The organism is Aurantimonas sp. A3-2-R12 (assembly GCF_036016755.1).
GTDB classification, from domain to species: Bacteria; Pseudomonadota; Alphaproteobacteria; order Rhizobiales; family Rhizobiaceae; genus Aurantimonas; species Aurantimonas coralicida_A.
On the sequence record NZ_JAYXIH010000038.1, the window covers coordinates 1 to 17,556 of the forward strand.

General features: G+C 66.1%; 13 protein-coding genes. 9 read left to right on the forward strand and 4 right to left on the reverse strand.

Features of this window, described 5'->3' with window-relative positions; genetic code table 11:
• The first annotated feature begins 173 nt into the window (after nt 1-173).
• The gene (locus tag VSX60_RS17080; protein WP_327625467.1) at nt 174-650 is read left to right on the forward strand and encodes a YbaK/EbsC family protein; all 477 of its coding nucleotides are present in this window, start codon (nt 174-176) and stop codon (nt 648-650) included.
• 23 nt (nt 651-673) lie between these two features.
• Here the strand turns inward: VSX60_RS17080 and VSX60_RS17085 are convergent, their stop codons facing one another.
• Nucleotides 674-2,710, reverse strand: coding sequence for a thioredoxin domain-containing protein (locus VSX60_RS17085; protein ID WP_327625468.1), 2,037 nt, complete (start codon nt 2,708-2,710; stop codon nt 674-676).
• Nucleotides 2,711-2,905: 195 nt separating this feature from the next.
• On the opposite strand from VSX60_RS17085, the gene mnmE reads away from it, so the two are divergent.
• The 5 genes from mnmE to VSX60_RS17110 all read left to right on the forward strand — a co-directional run bounded on the left by mnmE (nt 2,906) and on the right by VSX60_RS17110 (nt 9,058).
• A complete protein-coding gene (gene mnmE, locus VSX60_RS17090) occupies nt 2,906-4,342 on the forward strand; it encodes a tRNA uridine-5-carboxymethylaminomethyl(34) synthesis GTPase MnmE (protein WP_327625469.1) in 1,437 nt (478 codons plus the stop codon).
• Between the two features lie 152 nt (nt 4,343-4,494).
• Complete coding sequence (gene mnmG, locus VSX60_RS17095) at nt 4,495-6,384, forward strand: tRNA uridine-5-carboxymethylaminomethyl(34) synthesis enzyme MnmG (RefSeq protein ID WP_327625470.1); 1,890 nt, start codon at nt 4,495-4,497, stop codon at nt 6,382-6,384.
• A complete protein-coding gene (gene rsmG, locus VSX60_RS17100) occupies nt 6,374-7,093 on the forward strand; it encodes a 16S rRNA (guanine(527)-N(7))-methyltransferase RsmG (protein WP_327625471.1) in 720 nt (239 codons plus the stop codon). The genes mnmG and rsmG overlap by 11 nt, the downstream gene beginning before the upstream one ends.
• A gap of 104 nt (nt 7,094-7,197) precedes the next feature.
• Nucleotides 7,198-8,007, forward strand: coding sequence for a ParA family protein (locus VSX60_RS17105; protein WP_327625472.1), 810 nt, complete (start codon nt 7,198-7,200; stop codon nt 8,005-8,007).
• A gap of 76 nt (nt 8,008-8,083) precedes the next feature.
• Nucleotides 8,084-9,058 (forward strand): ParB/RepB/Spo0J family partition protein, encoded by a 975-nt coding sequence (locus tag VSX60_RS17110; protein WP_327625473.1) that lies wholly within the window; start codon nt 8,084-8,086, stop codon nt 9,056-9,058.
• Between the two features lie 87 nt (nt 9,059-9,145).
• Here the strand turns inward: VSX60_RS17110 and holA are convergent, their stop codons facing one another.
• From holA to leuS, 3 genes are all read right to left on the reverse strand, one after another.
• Nucleotides 9,146-10,195 (reverse strand): DNA polymerase III subunit delta, encoded by a 1,050-nt coding sequence (holA, locus tag VSX60_RS17115; protein ID WP_327625474.1) that lies wholly within the window; start codon nt 10,193-10,195, stop codon nt 9,146-9,148.
• Between the two features lie 72 nt (nt 10,196-10,267).
• Complete coding sequence (locus VSX60_RS17120) at nt 10,268-10,816, reverse strand: hypothetical protein (protein WP_327625475.1); 549 nt, start codon at nt 10,814-10,816, stop codon at nt 10,268-10,270.
• Nucleotides 10,803-13,421: a leucine--tRNA ligase gene (leuS, locus tag VSX60_RS17125; protein WP_327625476.1), complete on the reverse strand. Its 2,619-nt coding sequence runs from the start codon at nt 13,419-13,421 to the stop codon at nt 10,803-10,805. The genes VSX60_RS17120 and leuS overlap by 14 nt, the downstream gene beginning before the upstream one ends.
• Nucleotides 13,422-13,586: 165 nt before the next feature.
• Here leuS and VSX60_RS17130 point away from each other — a divergent pair, with 165 nt between their 5' ends.
• From VSX60_RS17130 to acs, 3 genes are all read left to right on the forward strand, one after another.
• Entirely contained in the window at nt 13,587-14,261 is a 675-nt protein-coding gene (locus VSX60_RS17130) for a YggS family pyridoxal phosphate-dependent enzyme (RefSeq protein WP_327625477.1), read from the forward strand.
• Nucleotides 14,262-14,409: 148 nt separating this feature from the next.
• Nucleotides 14,410-15,459 (forward strand): AI-2E family transporter, encoded by a 1,050-nt coding sequence (locus tag VSX60_RS17135; RefSeq protein WP_327625478.1) that lies wholly within the window; start codon nt 14,410-14,412, stop codon nt 15,457-15,459.
• A gap of 122 nt (nt 15,460-15,581) precedes the next feature.
• Complete coding sequence (gene acs, locus VSX60_RS17140) at nt 15,582-17,531, forward strand: acetate--CoA ligase (RefSeq protein WP_327625479.1); 1,950 nt, start codon at nt 15,582-15,584, stop codon at nt 17,529-17,531.
• Nucleotides 17,532-17,556 lie beyond the last annotated feature (25 nt).

The window sequence follows — 17,556 nt, forward strand, 5'->3', positions numbered from 1 at the left end:
CCCACTGCTGCGCAGCTTGGAACAAGCTCGTCGATCAGCCCTGGAAAATCACGTCCATCGGAATGCGAGAGTGGGCGCATGGGTCTTGATCAGCGCCCGTTGGTATGAGGCCCGGCTTGACTGCGACGGCTCGGACGGCGAAGCCTGCAGCGAGCAACCAGGAGGGATCGGGGATGACAGAGAAACCGGACGCGGTGGCGCGGGTCGAGGCCGATGCCGAGGCCAAGGGCCTCAAGATTGCGGTCGTGGAGACCGCGAAATCGGCCCGCTCGGCAGAGGAAGCGGCGAAGGCCGTCGGCGCCAGCGTCGGCCAGATCGTCAAATCCCTGGTGTTCAAGGGCACTGCGACCGGCCAAGCCTATCTGCTGCTGGTGTCGGGTGCCAATCGGGTCGACGAGGCTTCCATGGCGACGCATTTCGGCGAGGCGCTGGAGCGGCCCGACGCCGATTTCGTCCGTCAGGCGACCGGCTTTGCCATCGGTGGGGTTTCGCCGCTGGGGGCTTCGCGCAAGCTCGCCACCCTGATGGATGAGGATCTGTTCCAGCACGCCACCGTCTGGGCCGCCGCGGGGACGCCGCGGCACGTCTTCGAGGTGGTGCCGCTGCAATTGCGCAGTGCTACCGGTGCGACCGTCGGCCGGGTGACATAGACCGCGCCGGCGGACCCCTCGTATCAATCGCTGTTGCCGCTCAACGCCTTCGCCAGCGCCGCGTCATCGTAGACCGGGGGCCGACAGACGCGACCCTCGCACAAATAGGCGGCCGGCCGGCGCAAGGGCCGCATCGCGGCGGTCGGTAGTTGCTCCGGCAGCCGATCGGGATCGGCCAAGACCAGATCGAGGCGATCGAGATCGACGCTTTGATGCGCCTTTGCGAGCATCTCGGGGAATCCCGGATCGTCCGGCGTGCCGATCACGCAGAGTTCGCTGCCGCGGCGTAGCCGGCCCGTGGCCGCGACGATGCCGGGAAAGCCCGCCGCTCCCTGCCCGATGCGGCCGGCGGCAAGAAGGGCCGCCCGCTCGGCCCGTTCGCCGATCTCGATCGCGCCGCTGGCCTGGGCGAGCATCGCAAGTCCTTCGATGACCAGCGCGGTGCCGCCGGGAATCGCGTCGTCCTGGTCGCCGCGCAGGCGAATCATCACGTCGGAGGCGTCGGAAGCGTTCAGATAGTGTCCGCCGTCGCCATCGGTGTGCCAGCGTTCGAGTTCGTCGGCGAACCAGCGGGCACGGTCGAGATAGCGCGCATCGAGGGTTGCCGCGAACAACGCGACCGCGGCCTGGATCAAGGCGCCATAGTCGGAGGACAGCGCCAGACCGGTCGTTCGTCCGGCTCGCGCGGCATGGCGCAGGCGACCGTCGACAATCATATCCCGGACGACAAAATCGAAGGCATCGCGCGCGAGGGCCAGCGCATCGTCGTTCCCGAAAACGCGACCGATTTCCGCCAGTGCCCGGATCATCAGGCCGTTCCAGTCGGCGAGCACCTTGTCGTCGCGGCCGGGTCGCGGCCGGTCGGCTCTTTTCTCGAGGAGCATCCGGCGTTCCGCGGCAAAGTCAGGGTCGCTCGACGTGGCGCCCGGATGCAGGCGATGCAGGATTGAATGCCCCTCCCAGTTGCCGGCCTCGCCGACGTCGAAGGCGGCTTTGAACGGCGCGGCGCGATCACCGAGCAGACCGTCGACCTGAGCCGCCGACCACACATAGAAAGCGCCCTCCTCCGAATGGCCGTCGGCGTTTGGACTGTCGGCATCGAGCGACGCGGCGAGGCCGCTGCCGTCGACACGCATTTCGCGCCGAAGCCAGCCGATGGTCTCATCGATACGGCATCGAAACAGATCGTCGCCGGTCATCCGGTAGGCCCAGCCGAGATGGCGCAGGAATTGGGCATTGTCGTAGAGCATCTTCTCGAAATGCGGCACCAGCCAGCGGTCGTCGGTCGAATAGCGATGCAGGCCGCCGCCGAGATGGTCGTAGATGCCGCCGAGCGAGAGCGCACGGACGGTTTTGAGAAAGGCCTGGCGATGTTCCGGGGAGCCGGTCTCGAAAGCCGACCGCGCCAGGATTTCCATGAACGGCGCGTTGGGAAACTTCGGCGCGCCGCGAAGCCCGCCTTGGGCCGGATCGACCATCTGGCCGATACGCTCCGCCGGGCCCGCCAGATCGAGGTCGGCAAGCGGTCCCGGTGCCGCCGAACGCGACAGGAATTCGCTCAGCCGCCCGGAGATCGCGCCCGCGCTTGTCGTCAGATCCGCGCGCTTCTCGCGCCAGGCCTTGGCGATGGCTTCGAGCACCTGGGTGAAACCGGGGCGGCCATAGCGGGCGTCCTTGGGAAAATAGGTGCCGCCGAAAAACGGCTGGCCCTCGGGTGTCAGGAACATGGTCATCGGCCAGCCGCCCTGTTCGCCCATCGCCTGCAGCGCGGTCATGTAGAGATGGTCGATGTCGGGCCGCTCTTCGCGATCCACCTTCACATTGACGAAGTCGCGGTTCATCGCCGCCGCCACGCCCTCGTCCTCGAAGCTCTCATGCGCCATGACATGGCACCAGTGACAGGCCGCGTAGCCGACCGACAGGAGGATCGGTCGGTCGAGCGCGCGCGCCTCGGCTAGCGTGGCGTCGGACCATTCCCGCCAATGGACCGGGTTATCCCGATGCTGCAGGAGATACGGGCTGACGGCATCGTCGAGCCGGTTGTCGCGCGCGTCGCTCATGGAGATCCCGTGGTTTCGCCCCTCAAACCCGGAAGCCTAAGGCAAGCGTTCGACGATTTCGAGGGCGACTTCCCGTTCAATGGCGTGTCGCGGCCAAAACGCGCTCCCGAATGCCTGGGCGTCTGCCGGTTGCGAACACCCGTGGAAGCTGGTTTTGTCCCCATCGACCATCCCGAAAAACTCCGAGCCACTCGTTTGATCCCATCCGATACCATTGCTGCCCTGTCCTCCGGCGCCCTGCCCTCCGGCGTCGCAGTTGTACGCATCAGCGGTCCCTCCGCGCGGATTGTCATGGAGAGCCTTGCCGGCGGTATGCCGCCAGAACGCCGCGCCAGCCTTCGCCGGTTCCGCGACGCGGCCGGGGCGACCATAGACCGGGGCATCGCGTTGTTCTTTCCATCGCCGGGCAGCGTTACCGGGGAGGACCTCGCCGAGTTCCACCTGCATGGCGGGCGGGCCGTCGTCGCGGCCTTTCTCGACGCGGCGACGGGGCTTCCCGATGTGCGCCTCGCAGTCGCTGGCGAGTTCACCCGGCGGGCCTTCGAGAACGGCCGCATCGACCTGACCGAAGCCGAGGGGTTGGCCGATCTCATCTCGGCGGAGACCGAGGCGCAGCGCCGCATGGCGGTGGCGCAGGCGGGTGGGGCGTTGCGTGCCATCTACGAGGACTGGATGCGGCGGCTGACGCAAGCGCGGGCAATGATAGAAGCCTCGTTCGACTTCGCCGACGAGGGGGATGTGGGCGATGACGTTGCTGGCGGCGTGGCGACGAAGATCGCGGCCCTCGTCGATGAGATGCGGACCCATCTTGCCAAGGCTGACCGTGGCGAGATCCTCCGCGAGGGCTACCGTGTGGCGATCGTCGGTGCGCCCAACGCCGGCAAATCCAGCCTGCTCAATGCGTTGGCCGATCGGGAGGTGGCGATCGTCACCGAAATCCCGGGTACGACGCGCGACGTGATCGAGGCGACTCTCGATCTCGGCGGGGTCCCGGTGCGTTTCTCCGACACGGCCGGAATCCGTGAAACGTCCGATGCGGTCGAAGCGATCGGCGTCGAGCGGGCTCGGGCCGTGATGGATTCGGCCGATTTGGTCCTTGCGCTGGTCGATACCCAATCCGGACATGGGCCCTTCGCGCGGTTCTCGGACCTTTTGACTCACGTGAAACATCCGATGATGCTCGCCGCATCGCAGACGCCTCTGGACGACGTCGCGACGGGGATGTCCCGACCGCATAGGCATATCCTCACCGTTCGCACCAAGTCCGACCGGCCGGAGCCGCACGGTCTGGCGGCACGGTTTGGCGGCGAATGGGACGATTTCGCCTTCGACTTTGCAATTTCCACCAAGACCGGCGAGGGGATGTCGGCCCTTGTTGCGCGTGTCTCGGCCCTGGCGGTCGACGCGGCAGGCGATCCCGACGAGGCGGTGCCGATGCGGACCCGTCACAAGGAGCTGGTCGCCGATGCCTTGCGGATTCTCGAGCAATTCGTATCGAAGCCGGACATGCCGCCGGAAGTGGGGGCGGAAACCCTGCGGCGCGCCGGCAACCGTCTCGGCGCGCTGACCGGCCAGGTCGGCGTCGAGGACCTTCTGGACGTCATCTTTTCCGAGTTCTGCATCGGCAAATGAGGAAAGGCGGGCTTGTTGCCGCATTTCCGCTTGCGTTGTCTCCGAGCGATTGAGCCTTTAAAGGCTTAGCTTCATCGAAAAAATGTTTGCCTGTCGGTGCCGAATCCGTTTTCGCGATTGGCACCGCCCTGCTCAACCGGTATCCGAGACCCATGCGTGATCCGTCCCTCCTCGCCGCCTCCGACTACGACGTCGTTATCATTGGCGGCGGCCATGCCGGCTGCGAGGCAGCGAGCGCCTCGGCGCGGGCAGGCGCGCAAACCGCGCTGGTCACCCACCGCTTCGATACGATCGGCGCGATGAGCTGCAATCCGGCGATTGGCGGCATCGGCAAGGGTCATCTCGTGCGCGAGATCGACGCGTTGGGCGGGTTGATGGGTCAGGTTGCGGACGCGGCCGGCATCCAATTTCGCCTGCTCAACCGGCGCAAGGGGCCAGCCGTGCGCGGACCCCGGACCCAGGCTGACCGGCGGCTCTACCGCGAGGCGATGCAGGCGGCGATTGCCGCCCATGCCGACCTCGACGTTGTCGAAGGCGATGTCGCCGATCTTGTCCTGGACGAGCGGAACCGGGTGACCGGTGTCGTTCTCGGCGACGGCCGCGCCATCCAGTGCCGGGCCGTGGTGCTGACCACAGGGACATTCCTGTCGGGTCTGATCCATATTGGCGACCGGACGATCCCGGCCGGGCGCATGGGCGAGGATCCCTCGACGGGTCTTTCGGGAACGCTGAAGCGGCTCGGCCTGACGCTGGGCCGGCTGAAGACCGGCACGCCGGCGCGGCTCGACGGTCGTACGATCGACTGGAGCGGACTCGACCGGCAGGCCCCGGACGCGGACCCGGTTCCGTTTTCCTATCTGACGAAGGCGATCACCAACCCGCAGATCGATTGCGGGATCACCCGGACGACGCCAGAGACCCACCGGATCATCCGTCAGAATATCGGCCGGTCGGCGCTCTATTCCGGCCGCATCGAGGGGGCCGGGCCGCGCTATTGTCCCTCCATCGAGGACAAGATCGTCAAGTTCGGCGACCGCGACGGCCACCAGATCTTCCTCGAGCCGGAAGGGCTCGACGATGACACGATCTACCCGAATGGCGTGTCGACCTCCCTGCCCGAGGACGTGCAGTTGCAATTCCTGCGCTCGATTCCGGGACTGGAGCGGGTGGACGTGCTCAAGCCTGGCTACGCCATCGAATACGATCATGTCGATCCGCGCGAGCTCGATCGCCACCTTGCGGTCCGGCGTGCCGAAGGCCTGTTCCTCGCTGGCCAGATCAACGGCACGACGGGTTACGAAGAAGCCGCCGCGCAAGGGATTGTCGCCGGTATCAACGCGGCGCGGCTTGCCGGCGGCGCGGAGCCTGTCGGCATCGGCCGGGCCGACGCCTATATCGGCGTGATGATCGACGATCTCACCCGCACCGGCGTGTCCGAGCCCTATCGCATGTTCACCTCGCGGGCCGAATTCCGCCTGTCGCTCCGGGCCGACAATGCCGACCGCCGCTTGACGCCGCTTGGCCTGTCGCTCGGCATCGTCGACGCGGAACGTCGCGTGGCCTTCGAGGAAAGCGAGGCGGCGCTCGCCAAGGCGCGCGCGATGTTGGAAGCCGCCGAGTTGACGTCGTCCGATGCCCAGCGACACGGACTTTCGGTCAATCAGGACGGGCGCCGCCGCACGGCCTGGCAGCTGCTCTCGCAAACCGAGATCGATCTGGACCGGCTGACCGCCATCTGGCCGGAGTTCAAGGATATCGGTGGGCCAATCCGGGAGCGGATCGAGATCGAAGCCGGCTACGATGTCTATCTGGACCGCCAGCGGCGCGATCAGGAACGTCTGCGCCGGGACGAGAACCGGACGATCCCGGGCGACCTCGACTTTTCCGCTCTCACCGGCTTGTCCAATGAATTGCGGCAAAAGCTGATGGCCCGTCGCCCAACCTCGATTGCCGAAGCCGAACGGATCGACGGAATGACACCGGCTGCTCTCGCTCTGATTCTTGTCGCCATGCGGCGCCGTGAGGTCTTTCGTGCGGCGTGAGCGAAAGCCATTTCCGCCGGAGCGCCAGCCCGCGGCCAAACCTAAGCGCAAAGCCGCGCCACGGCCCGCCGAAGTGGCGGCGCAACAGGCGGGGGGGCGCGCCCAGTTTCTCGAAACCCACGATGTTTCACGTGAAACGCTGGCGCGACTCGACCAATATGTCGCCCTCCTGACCGAGTGGCAGCGCCACATCAACCTCGTCGCTCCGGCGACGATCGGCGATGTCTGGTCGCGCCACATCGCTGATTCGCTGGTGCTGGAGCGCCTGCTGCCGCCGTTTCAGCGCTGCGTCGACCTGGGGTCCGGCGCAGGTCTGCCTGGTCTCGTCGTGGCCGCGGCGCGGGCGGACCAAGGCGTCGTCGTCGATCTGGTCGAGAGCAATGCCAAAAAGGCGGCTTTCCTGCGCGCCGTCCAACGGGGGATCGGTCTCGACGGAACGGTTCACGCCGCCAGAATCGAGGATTGCGGCGCGGCGCTGGCAACCGCGGATCTGGTGACCGCGCGCGCCCTGGCGCCGCTCCCCGAGCTGTTGGCGATGGTGGCGCCTCATATCCGGACGTCGGCGCGGTGCTTTTTTCAAAAGGGCCGCAGTCATGAACAGGAAATTAACCAAGCGGCTGCCCATTGGCGATTCACCGTGGTAAAGCATGAATCGAACCTCGAGGATGGTTCGGTCATCCTCGACATCGGTAACATCGCGCGGCGTTAGGCTACGCCATGCTCCCGCGGGGCCGGGCCCTCTACCCGGTGGGGCTTCGGTCAAGCCGCGAGGGTTGGCGAGAGCAGCCATCGTAACGATGCGGGAGGCGACCGATGGATGCGATAAGCGGGCGGCCGATGCGGATCATCACCATAGCCAATCAAAAAGGCGGTGTCGGCAAGACCACGACCGCCATCAACCTCGCCACCGCGCTTGCCGCGATCGGAAAGCGAACGCTGCTCATCGATCTCGATCCGCAGGGCAATGCCTCGACCGGGCTCGGGATCGAAAAGGACGATCGTGACGTCTCCTCCTACGACGTGCTGATGGAGGCGGCCTCGATCACCGAGGCGGCGACGGCGACGGCGGTGCCGAGCCTGTCGATCATTCCGTCGACGCTCGATCTCCTTGGCCTGGAGATGGAGATTTCCGGGGTGCCCGGCCGGGCTTACCGGCTCCGCGACGCCTTGCATTTCCATCAGGTCGACACGCCGCTGTTCGATTTCGTCCTGATCGATTGCCCGCCGTCCCTGAATCTCTTGACGATTAACGCCATGGCGGCGGCGGATTCGATCCTGGTGCCGCTGCAATGCGAGTTCTTCGCGCTGGAAGGTCTCAGCCAGTTGCTGCAGACCGTCGAGCAGGTTCGCGATACGCTGAATCCGACATTGGCGCTGCACGGAATCGTCCTGACGATGTATGACGGGCGTAACAATCTGGCGGCGCAGGTAGTTCGGGACGTGCGCTCCTATATGGGCGAACATGTCTACGAGACGATCATCCCGCGCAATGTACGGGTATCGGAAGCGCCGTCTTTCGGTAAACCCGTGGTTCTCTACGACATGAAATGTCCGGGCAGTCAGGCCTATATCCGCCTGGCCTCGGAAATCCTTCAGCGCGAGCGACGATTGGTGGCCGCGTGACGGCGCGTGCGATGGCGGGTCGCCTCCCAGGGCGGATTTTCGCGGAGACCGGACCGATAAAGGCGGGGAGACGAGGATGAACGAAGACAAATCGCGGCAGCGGCTGGGACGCGGCCTCGCCTCGCTGATCGGGACCGGCGGCGTCGTGCCCCCGCGGCCGATGCCGGGCTATGGCGGATCTGAGGCCGCGCCGGCCGCGATTCCGGCCGAGCGCTTCGTCGCCCTGGACAGGATCTCGCCCAACCCCAATAATCCGCGCCGCCGCTTTGACGAGGCCGATCTCAAGGATCTTGCCGCCTCGATCAAGAATCATGGCGTCGTCCAGCCATTGCTGCTGCGTCCGAAGCCGGGCCAGCCGGAATCGTTCGAGATCGTCGCCGGTGAACGGCGCTGGCGCGCCGCCCGGGCCGCCGGGCTCAGCGAGGTTCCGGTCGTGCTGCGCGACATCGGCGATCGTCAATCGCTGGAAATCGCGATCATCGAAAACGTCCAGCGCGCCGATCTCAACGCGGTCGAAGAGGCTCAGGCCTACGAGACGCTGATCGATGAACACGGCTACACCCAGTCCGATCTCGCCGATGTGCTCGGCAAGAGCCGCAGCCATGTCGCCAACACGCTCCGGTTGCTGAAATTGCCGGAGGAAGTGCGCGGCATGGTGGTCGCCGGCACGCTGTCGCCCGGCGCGGCGCGGACCGTCGTGACCGCCGACGATCCGCTCGCGCTGGCGAATGAAATCGTGTCGCGCGGCTTGAGTGTGCGCGAGGCGGAGGATCTCGCCCGCAAACCCACCGAGACGTTGGACAACCGGCCGGCCAAGCCCGCGCGCAAAGGTAAGCGCAAGGCGGCTGCCGAGCGCGATGCCGATGTCGTGGCGCTGGAGAATCTTCTGGCGCAGGCGCTCGGTATGACAGTGGAAATTCGCGTCGATGGCGAGCGCGGATCGATCCGCATCGATTATGCCGATCTTGAGCAGCTCGACGAGATCTGTGGTCTGTTGCAGACGCGGGCACAACGCCGGGTTGCACAACAGCCGCGGGTGCGGGGGCTCTGAGCCACCGCGTTCGGGTTGGTTGCACGACTCACGTGAAACAAAGGACGGCGTTCGACACCGCCCTGGGCGGGGTCGTCTGGCTTGAGGTCAGGCGCGGCCGATCCGGGCGCGCAGATGGGCCGCCTCCACGGCGATGTCGAGCAGGGTTTTCTGCGTTATCGTCAAGGCGAGTCCGCCTTCCTTGCGACTCGACAAGATGTCCCGCTCGATCCGCTGGAGAATGGTGGTGATTTCTTCCAGCGGCCAGGCCGCCAACGCGGCCTCGAGAGCCGCCTTGCGCCGGAAATGCGGCCGTCGCCGCTCGACCACGCGCCCGATCGGCTCGCCGCCGCGTTCGACCATCTCGCGCATGGTCTGCAACTGCTGGAAATAGCGCAGCAGATTCTGGTGCAACTGGAAGGTGGCGGTGCCGGCCGACACCAGCCGGTCGATGAGATGCGGCAGGCGCTTGACGTTGCCGCTCGCCGCGGCATCGATGGTCTCTTCCAGCGTATCCGCCGAAACGTCGCCGACGACGGCCCGGACGTCCGCCTCGGTCACCGACGGCGCGCCCAAAGCGTAGAGACAGAGCTTGCGGACCTCGCCGCGCGAGGCAAGACGATTGGCTCCGAGGCGGGCGCGCAGTTCGTCGCGCGCCTCCCGGTCGATCGACAGCCCGCTTTGACCAAGTTCCTCGTCGATCATCCTGTCGATCGCCCTGCCCTCGTCCTGGTAACAGGGCAGCGCCATGGCGAATCGTCCGCGCTCGACGTTGTTGCGAAGCGCGGCGCTTTTCTTGAGGTCGTCGGCTTCGACAATGACGAGGGCGCCTTCGAGCGGCGAAGCGGCGAGATCGCCGACCGCTTCCGCCAGGCCCTTGCCGGCGCCGGCGCCACGCACCCGAATGAGACGGCGGCCGCCGAACAGCGACACGGTCCGGGCCTCGTCGAAGAGCCGGCCGATATCCTTCTCCAGCTCGTCGGCCGCCAGCGTCACTGCCGCGAAGGGGTCGTCGCGGTCGACGCCGGACATCTCGGCGATCCTGGCGGAGCGTTCGGCGACGAGACCCGGGTCGGGGCCGTAAAGCAGGATGACCGGAAACGAAAAATCGGGACGCGAGAGAAACGCCTCGACCTCGCCCGCCTTCTTTTGCGCCATTATCCGCGTCCGTCCTTGCGATCTGTCGCGCCAATGTCCTTCATTATCGGACGCCTTGCCAGGACGTTGCCGTCAGACGCCGGCCTTTTCGAGCGCGCGCACCAGCGCGATTTCGAGCTGGGCCGCGACGTCCTCGCCCGCCTGCTGGCGCGCGTCGATGAGTGCGCGCTGAGTTTGATAAAGCTGCGCGGTCCGATCGAACGGGACCGTTGTCGTGCGGCTGGCCTTGTCGACAACCTGATTGTCCGACAGCCGGACAAGCTGATATCGCGCGGTTATGCGGTAGAGGGCGGAACTGAGCGCGCCTCCCGATTCGATGGCGATGCCGGTTTCGCTGCCGGTGACGGTGAGGCGGACCTCGTAGAGCGGCTGGGCGACCCGCGTTCCCTGGTTCAGGCGCGACAGGAGGGCGTTGCGGACGATCTGGTCGGTGCGTGAATTGGCTTCGGACACCGCGATACGGCCGCGCAGCGCCGCCAGGGCGCCGCCGGGCGCAAGCATGTCCGAATTGTCGGCCGATGCATAAAGCGGGCGGGCCGTGCAGGCCGGAAGAGCCAGGACCGCGAGGGCAAGGCCGACAGCGACAAGGGCGCGGGGTCGAAGCGGATCAGAGGACGACATTCACGATTCTCCCGGGGACGACCACGATACGCTTCGGCGCATTGCCGGCCAGCGCCGACTGGACGAAGTCGAGTGCCAGCGCCGCTTGCTCCACGTCAGGTTTGCCGGCCGCAGCCGGCATGGTCAAGTCGCCGCGCTTCTTGCCGTTGATCTGGACGGGCAGCGTAACCGTATCGTCGCGCAACAGCGCCGGCTCGACGCTCGGCCAGGATGCGGCGGCCACAAGTCCCGCTTCGCCCAATTCGGCCCAGCACGCTTCGGCGAGATGCGGCATCATCGGCGCGATCAGGCGGACGAGGATCGACAGTGCCTCGCGCGCCGCACCCCTCAGGGCCGGATTGCTGTCCTTGGAAATCTTGGGAAGGGACGCGGCGAGCGTGTTGACCAGTTCGTAGATCCGCGCCACCGCCTTGTTGAAGGCCAGACGCTCGATGTCGTCGGCAACGCCCGCCGCTGTGCGGTGCGCCGCGCGGCGGATCGCCAGGACGGATTCGTCGTCGCCGGAGCCTTGCTCGGGCGCCCCGGCAAGCCGAGGCGCGGTGTCGGCGACCAGACGCCACAGCCGCTGCACGAAGCGATGGGCGCCCTCGACGCCGGCCTCCGTCCAGATGACGTCGCGGTCGGGGGGCGAATCCGACAGCATGAACCAGCGCGCCGTGTCGGCGCCGTAGGAGGCGATGATGTCGTCCGGATCGACAACGTTCTTCTTCGACTTCGACATCTTTTCGATGCCGCCGATTTCCAGTCGCGCGCCGGTCGCGATTCGGGTTGCGACGCGGCCGGTCTCGTTCTCCGCAATCGCCACGTCGGCCGGGGGCACCCATTCGCGGCCCTCGCGATAGGTTTCGTGGACCACCATGCCTTGCGTGAACAGGCCTTTGAACGGCTCGTCGAGCGCCAGATGGCCGCAAGCCCGCATCGCCCGGACGAAGAAGCGCGAATAGAGAAGATGCAGGATCGCGTGCTCGATGCCGCCGATATACTGGTCGACCGGCAGCCAGGCATTGGCGGCCTGAGGGTCGGTCGGCGCGTCGGCATGGGGCGCGGTGAAGCGGGCGAAATACCACGAGGAATCGACAAAGGTGTCCATCGTGTCGGTCTCGCGCCGCGCCGTACCGCCGCATTGCGGACAGGTGGCGTCGCGCCAGGTCGGGTGCCGGTCGAGCGGATTGCCGGGCTTGTCGAAATCGATGTCGTCGGGAAGCTTGACGGGAAGGTTTGCCTTGGCCTCCGGTACGACGCCGCAAGCCTCGCAATGCAGGACCGGGATCGGGCAACCCCAATAGCGCTGGCGCGAAATGCCCCAGTCACGCAACCGGAAATTGACCTGGCGCTCGGCCTGCGGCGTCCCGAACAGATCGGTCGCCTCGAGCTTTGCGGCCACCGCCTCGAAGGCGGCGTCGGGCGAGAGGCCGTCGAGGAAGCGCGAATGGAAGATCGTTCCATCGTCGACATAGGCCTCGGTGCCGATCGTAAAGCGCGCGGGGTCGGCGTCCGGCGGCAGCACCACCGCCTGCACCGGCAGATCATATTTGCGAGCGAAGTCGAGATCGCGCTGATCATGCGCCGGGCAGCCGAAGATCGCGCCGGTGCCGTAGTCCATCAGCACGAAATTGGCGACATAGACCGGCAGCTGCCACGTCTCGTCGAAGGGATGGGTGACGGTGAAGCCGGTCGGAATGCCCTTCTTCTCGGCGGTCTCGAGAGCCGCGGCGGTGGTGCCCTGCCGCCGGCACGCGGCGATGAAGGCCTGGACGTCCGGATTGTCCTTCGCCGCAGCGGTCGCCAGCGGATGATCGGGGGCCACCGCCATGAAGGAGGCGCCGAACAGCGTATCCGGACGGGTGGTGAAGACGGTGACGTCCTTGTGAGCCGCAGGCGCGGTCGCCGGGTCGAGCGCCCAGCGCACCAGCAGGCCCTCGGAGCGCCCGATCCAGTTCCTCTGCATCAGCCGGACCTTTTCCGGCCAGCCGGGCAGGGTGTCGAGGGCGGCCAGCAGATCGTCGGCATAGGCGGTGATCTTGAAGAACCACTGGGTGAGCTCGCGGCTCTCGACCTCGGCGCCGGAGCGCCAGCCCTTGCCGTCGATCACTTGCTCGTTGGCGAGCACCGTCTGGTCGACCGGGTCCCAATTGACCTTCGACTTCTTGCGATAGGCGAGGCCGTGCTCCAGGAAGTCGAGGAACAGCATCTGCTGGCGGTGATAATAGTCGACGTCGCAGGTGGCGAATTCCCGCGACCAGTCCAGCGACAGGCCCATCGACTTGAGCTGGCCGCGCATGGTCGCGATGTTCTGATAGGTCCATTCGCGCGGATGCACCTTGTTCTGCATCGCGGCGTTCTCGGCCGGCATGCCGAAGGCGTCCCAGCCCATCGGATGCAGGACGTTGAAGCCTTTGGCCCGCTTGTAGCGCGCCACCACGTCGCCCATGGCATAGTTGCGCACATGGCCCATATGGATGCGGCCGGAGGGATAGGGGAACATCTCGAGGACGTAATAGGTCTCGCCGCCGGCGTCGGTGCGGGTCTCGAAGAGCTTTGCCTCGTCCCAGGCCTTTTGCCAGCGGGATTCGGATGCGCGGGGGTTGTAGCGTTCTGATGACATGCGGCGGGTCGATATCCTGGCGCGGCCATCTGGGGCCGTCGGGCGTGGGCAATGCGGCTTGACTTACTCCGTTGTTCGCGTCCCGTTCAACACGAACCGGCGAGATTTCGCCGAATCGCGGCAAAATCGCCGCTGAATGCTACCGAAGCGGCAAAAAGGTTGGGTATGGTCGACACGACAGGCGAACGCTACCGGGCGGTGTGCGAACGGATCGCCACGGCGACGAAGGACGCGGGTCGGCCCGCGGACGCGGTCGATCTCGTGGCGGTTTCCAAGACCTATGACGCAGACGCGATCCTGCCGGTTATCGCCGCCGGCCAGCGGATTTTCGGCGAAAACAAGGTGCAGGAGGCCAAGGCCAAATGGCCGGCCTTGCGCGAACGCTTCCCCGACATCGAGTTGCGGCTGATCGGCCCGCTACAGTCGAACAAGGCCGGCGAGGCGGTGGCGTTGTTCGACGTCATCGAGAGCGTCGACCGGGAAAAGATCGCCGCGGCGATCGCCAAGGAGGCCGTCAAGCAGGACCGGCATCCGCGCCTCTATGTCCAGGTCAACACCGGCGAAGAGCCACAAAAGGCCGGCATCGCGCCGGGCGAGGCGGCGGTCTTCGTCGCGCGTTGCCGCAATGAGCACGGTCTCACGATCGAGGGGCTGATGTGCATTCCGCCGGCCGACGAAAATCCCGGCCCGCATTTCGCGCTGCTGGCCAAGATCGCCGCCGAGGCGGGTGTCGCCAAGCTGTCGATGGGCATGTCCGGCGATTTCGAGGCGGCGATTGCCTTCGGCGCGACCTCGGTGCGCGTCGGTTCAGCGATCTTCGGCGAGCGGGATTACGGCTGAGGGGTCTTCGCCCGGCGGGCCGGCAAGGATAGCAAGCCGCCGGTGTCTGGTTGGTTGGACGGTCAATCAATTCGCCGCCCTGGAGCGGAACCCTTCCGCCGCTGCCGTCTTTGCATGAAACGGTAGGACCGTTTGAGGAGGCAATAGCGTGGCCGAGACGTCTAGCGAGGCGGCCTTTGTTCGCCGGACCGTGATTGCCGCCGGAATTGTCGCGGCAGTCGGAACCGCGCTGTTCGTATTCTGGACCGCTTCGCTGGCCTTTTTCCTGATCCTGGCGGGGTTGGTGCTTGCCTCGACGTTCACCGGCATCGCCTCCGGCCTGCGATATGTCGGCGTTCCGCGAAGGGTCGGACTGCTGGTCGCCTATCTCATGTTGTTGCTGCTGATCACGGCCGGCTTTGTCTGGGGCGGCGTGGTGATCGTCCAGCAGTTCAACGATCTCCTCCAACTCGTGGCCGGGCAGGTCGATCGCCTTGCGGAGCTTCTTCAGGAATATGGTTTCTCCGACGGAAGGCCGTCGGATGAACCGGGGCTGGGGACCCTCCTACCCAGCGCCTCCGGCCTCTTTTCCTCCGCCTCGCGCGCCGCCTACGCCATCCTCGGCGGCCTCGGCAACGCTTTCATCGTGGTGTTCATCGCGATCTTCGTGTCCTGGCAGCCGGGGCTCTATCGGCGCGGCATCGTCAGCCTGTTCCCCAAGCCACGGCGCGCGCGCATCACCAAAACGCTGTGCAACAGCGCACATCAGTTGACCATGTGGCTGGCCGGGCAGGCGATCTCGATGGCGACTGTTTTCGTAGTCTCGCTCCTCGGCCTGTGGGCCATCGGCATGCCGAACGCCTTCCTGCTGGCGCTGCAGGCCGGGCTTTTGGCTTTCGTGCCGACGCTCGGCCCCTTCGTGGCGGGCGTCGTCATCGTGCTGGCGGGCTTTGCCGACAGCCCGCAGATGGCTCTCTACGGTCTCATCGTCTACGTCGTCATCCAGGGTGTCGAGAGCAATGTGACCCAGCCGATGGCACAACGCTGGGCGACCGCCCTGCCCCCAGCCCTCACGCTTGGATCGCAACTGGTTTTCGGTCTGCTGTTTGGCCTCATGGGCGTGGCGCTCGCGGTGCCCTTCGTCGCCATCGTCAAGACCATGGTGGAAGACCTCTATGTGAAGGATACGCTCGGCGGATACGCGGCCGAGGCCTCCTGAACCGGCAGCCGGCGCCGCGCACCTCGAAAGTCTAACCGCGCGCGGCTGGACCGTCCGCGCGGTTTCACCCTAAGTTGCCTCTCGGAGGCGGGGGACCGCCGGGACGATATGGGAGGCGAAGCATGAACATCATCCACGTCAAGGACGAATGGAAGGCCCGCGCGAAGCTCACCAACGAGGATTATCAGGCCTGGTATCGTCGCAGCATCGAGGATCCCGACGGCTTCTGGGCTGAGCACGGCAAGCGTCTCGACTGGATGACGCCCTTCACCAAGGTGAAGAACACCTCCTTCGCGCCGGGCCAGATCGACATTCGCTGGTTCGAGGACGGGACGCTCAACGTCGCCGCCAACTGCATCGACCGTCATCTGGACAAGCGCGGCAACCAGACGGCCATCCTGTGGGAGGGGGACGATCCCTCCGAATCGAAGGCGATCACCTACCGCGAACTTCATGAGGAAGTCTGCCGCATGGCCAACGCCCTTAAAGCGCGGGGCGTGAAGAAGGGCGATCGGGTGACGATCTACATGCCGATGATCCCGGAGGCGGCCTATGCGATGCTCGCCTCGGCGCGGATCGGCGCGGTCCATTCGGTGGTGTTCGGCGGGTTTTCGCCGGACGCGCTGGCCGGCCGGCTGGACGGCGCCACCTCGGACGTCTTGATCACCGCCGACGAGGGCCTGCGCGGCGGGCGCACGGTGCCGCTCAAGAAGAACGCCGACCGGGCCTGCGAGATCGCCGCAAAGGCCGGCCATTCCGTCAAGACGGTGCTGGTCGTGCGGCGCACCGGCGCCGATGTGCCCTGGACCGAGGGCCGCGACGTCTGGTGGCACGAGGCGCGCGAGACAGCGTCCACCGACTGTCCGCCGGAGGAGATGGGCGCCGAGGACCCGCTGTTCATCCTTTATACCTCCGGCTCGACCGGCAAACCGAAGGGCGTCCTTCATACGACCGGCGGCTATCTCGTCTATGCCGCGATGACGCATGAATACGTCTTCGACTACCATGACGGCGACATCTACTGGTGTACGGCCGATGTCGGCTGGGTGACCGGCCACAGCTATATCGTCTACGGGCCGCTCGCCAACGGCGCGACGACGCTGATGTTCGAGGGCGTGCCGAACTATCCGGATACCTCGCGGTTCTGGCAGGTCATCGACAAGCACAAGGTCAATATCTTCTACACCGCGCCGACGGCGATCCGGGCGCTGATGGGCGCGGGCGACGACAAGGTGACCAAGACGTCACGCAAGAGCCTCAAGGTACTCGGCAGCGTCGGCGAACCGATCAATCCGGAGGCGTGGAACTGGTATTACCGGGTCGTCGGCGACGAGCGCTCGCCGATCGTCGATACCTGGTGGCAGACCGAGACCGGCGGCATCATGATCACGCCGCTGCCGGGCGCGACGGATTTGAAGCCCGGCTCGGCGACGCGGCCGTTCTTTGGCGTCGTTCCGCAGCTCGTCGACAATGACGGCGCGGCGCTGGAGGGCGTGGCCGAAGGCAATCTCTGCATCACCGATTCCTGGCCCGGCCAGATGCGCACGATCTACGGTGACCACGACCGCTTCGAGCAGACCTATTTCTCGACCTACAAGGGCAAATACTTCACCGGCGACGGGGCGAAGTGCGACGCCGACGGCTATTGGTGGATCACCGGCCGCGTCGACGACGTCATCAACGTTTCGGGCCATCGCATGGGCACGGCCGAGGTCGAATCGGCGCTGGTCTCGCATCCGAAAGTCTCCGAGGCGGCGGTGGTCGGCTACCCGCACGACATCAAGGGCCAGGGCATCTATTGCTACGTCACCTTGATGGAGGGGCAACAGCCTTCCGACGATCTCAAGAAAGAGCTCGTCGGCCATGTCCGCGAGGAGATCGGGCCGATCGCCTCGCCGGACAAGATCCAGTTCGCGCCGGGCCTGCCGAAGACCCGGTCGGGCAAGATCATGCGGCGGATCCTGCGCAAGATCGCCGAGGACGATTTCGGCGCGCTCGGCGACACGTCGACGCTTGCCGATCCCGCTGTGGTCGACGATCTGGTGGAAAATCGGGAGAACCGCAAGGGTTGAGATGGAGCGCGCGACGGTGGCGACT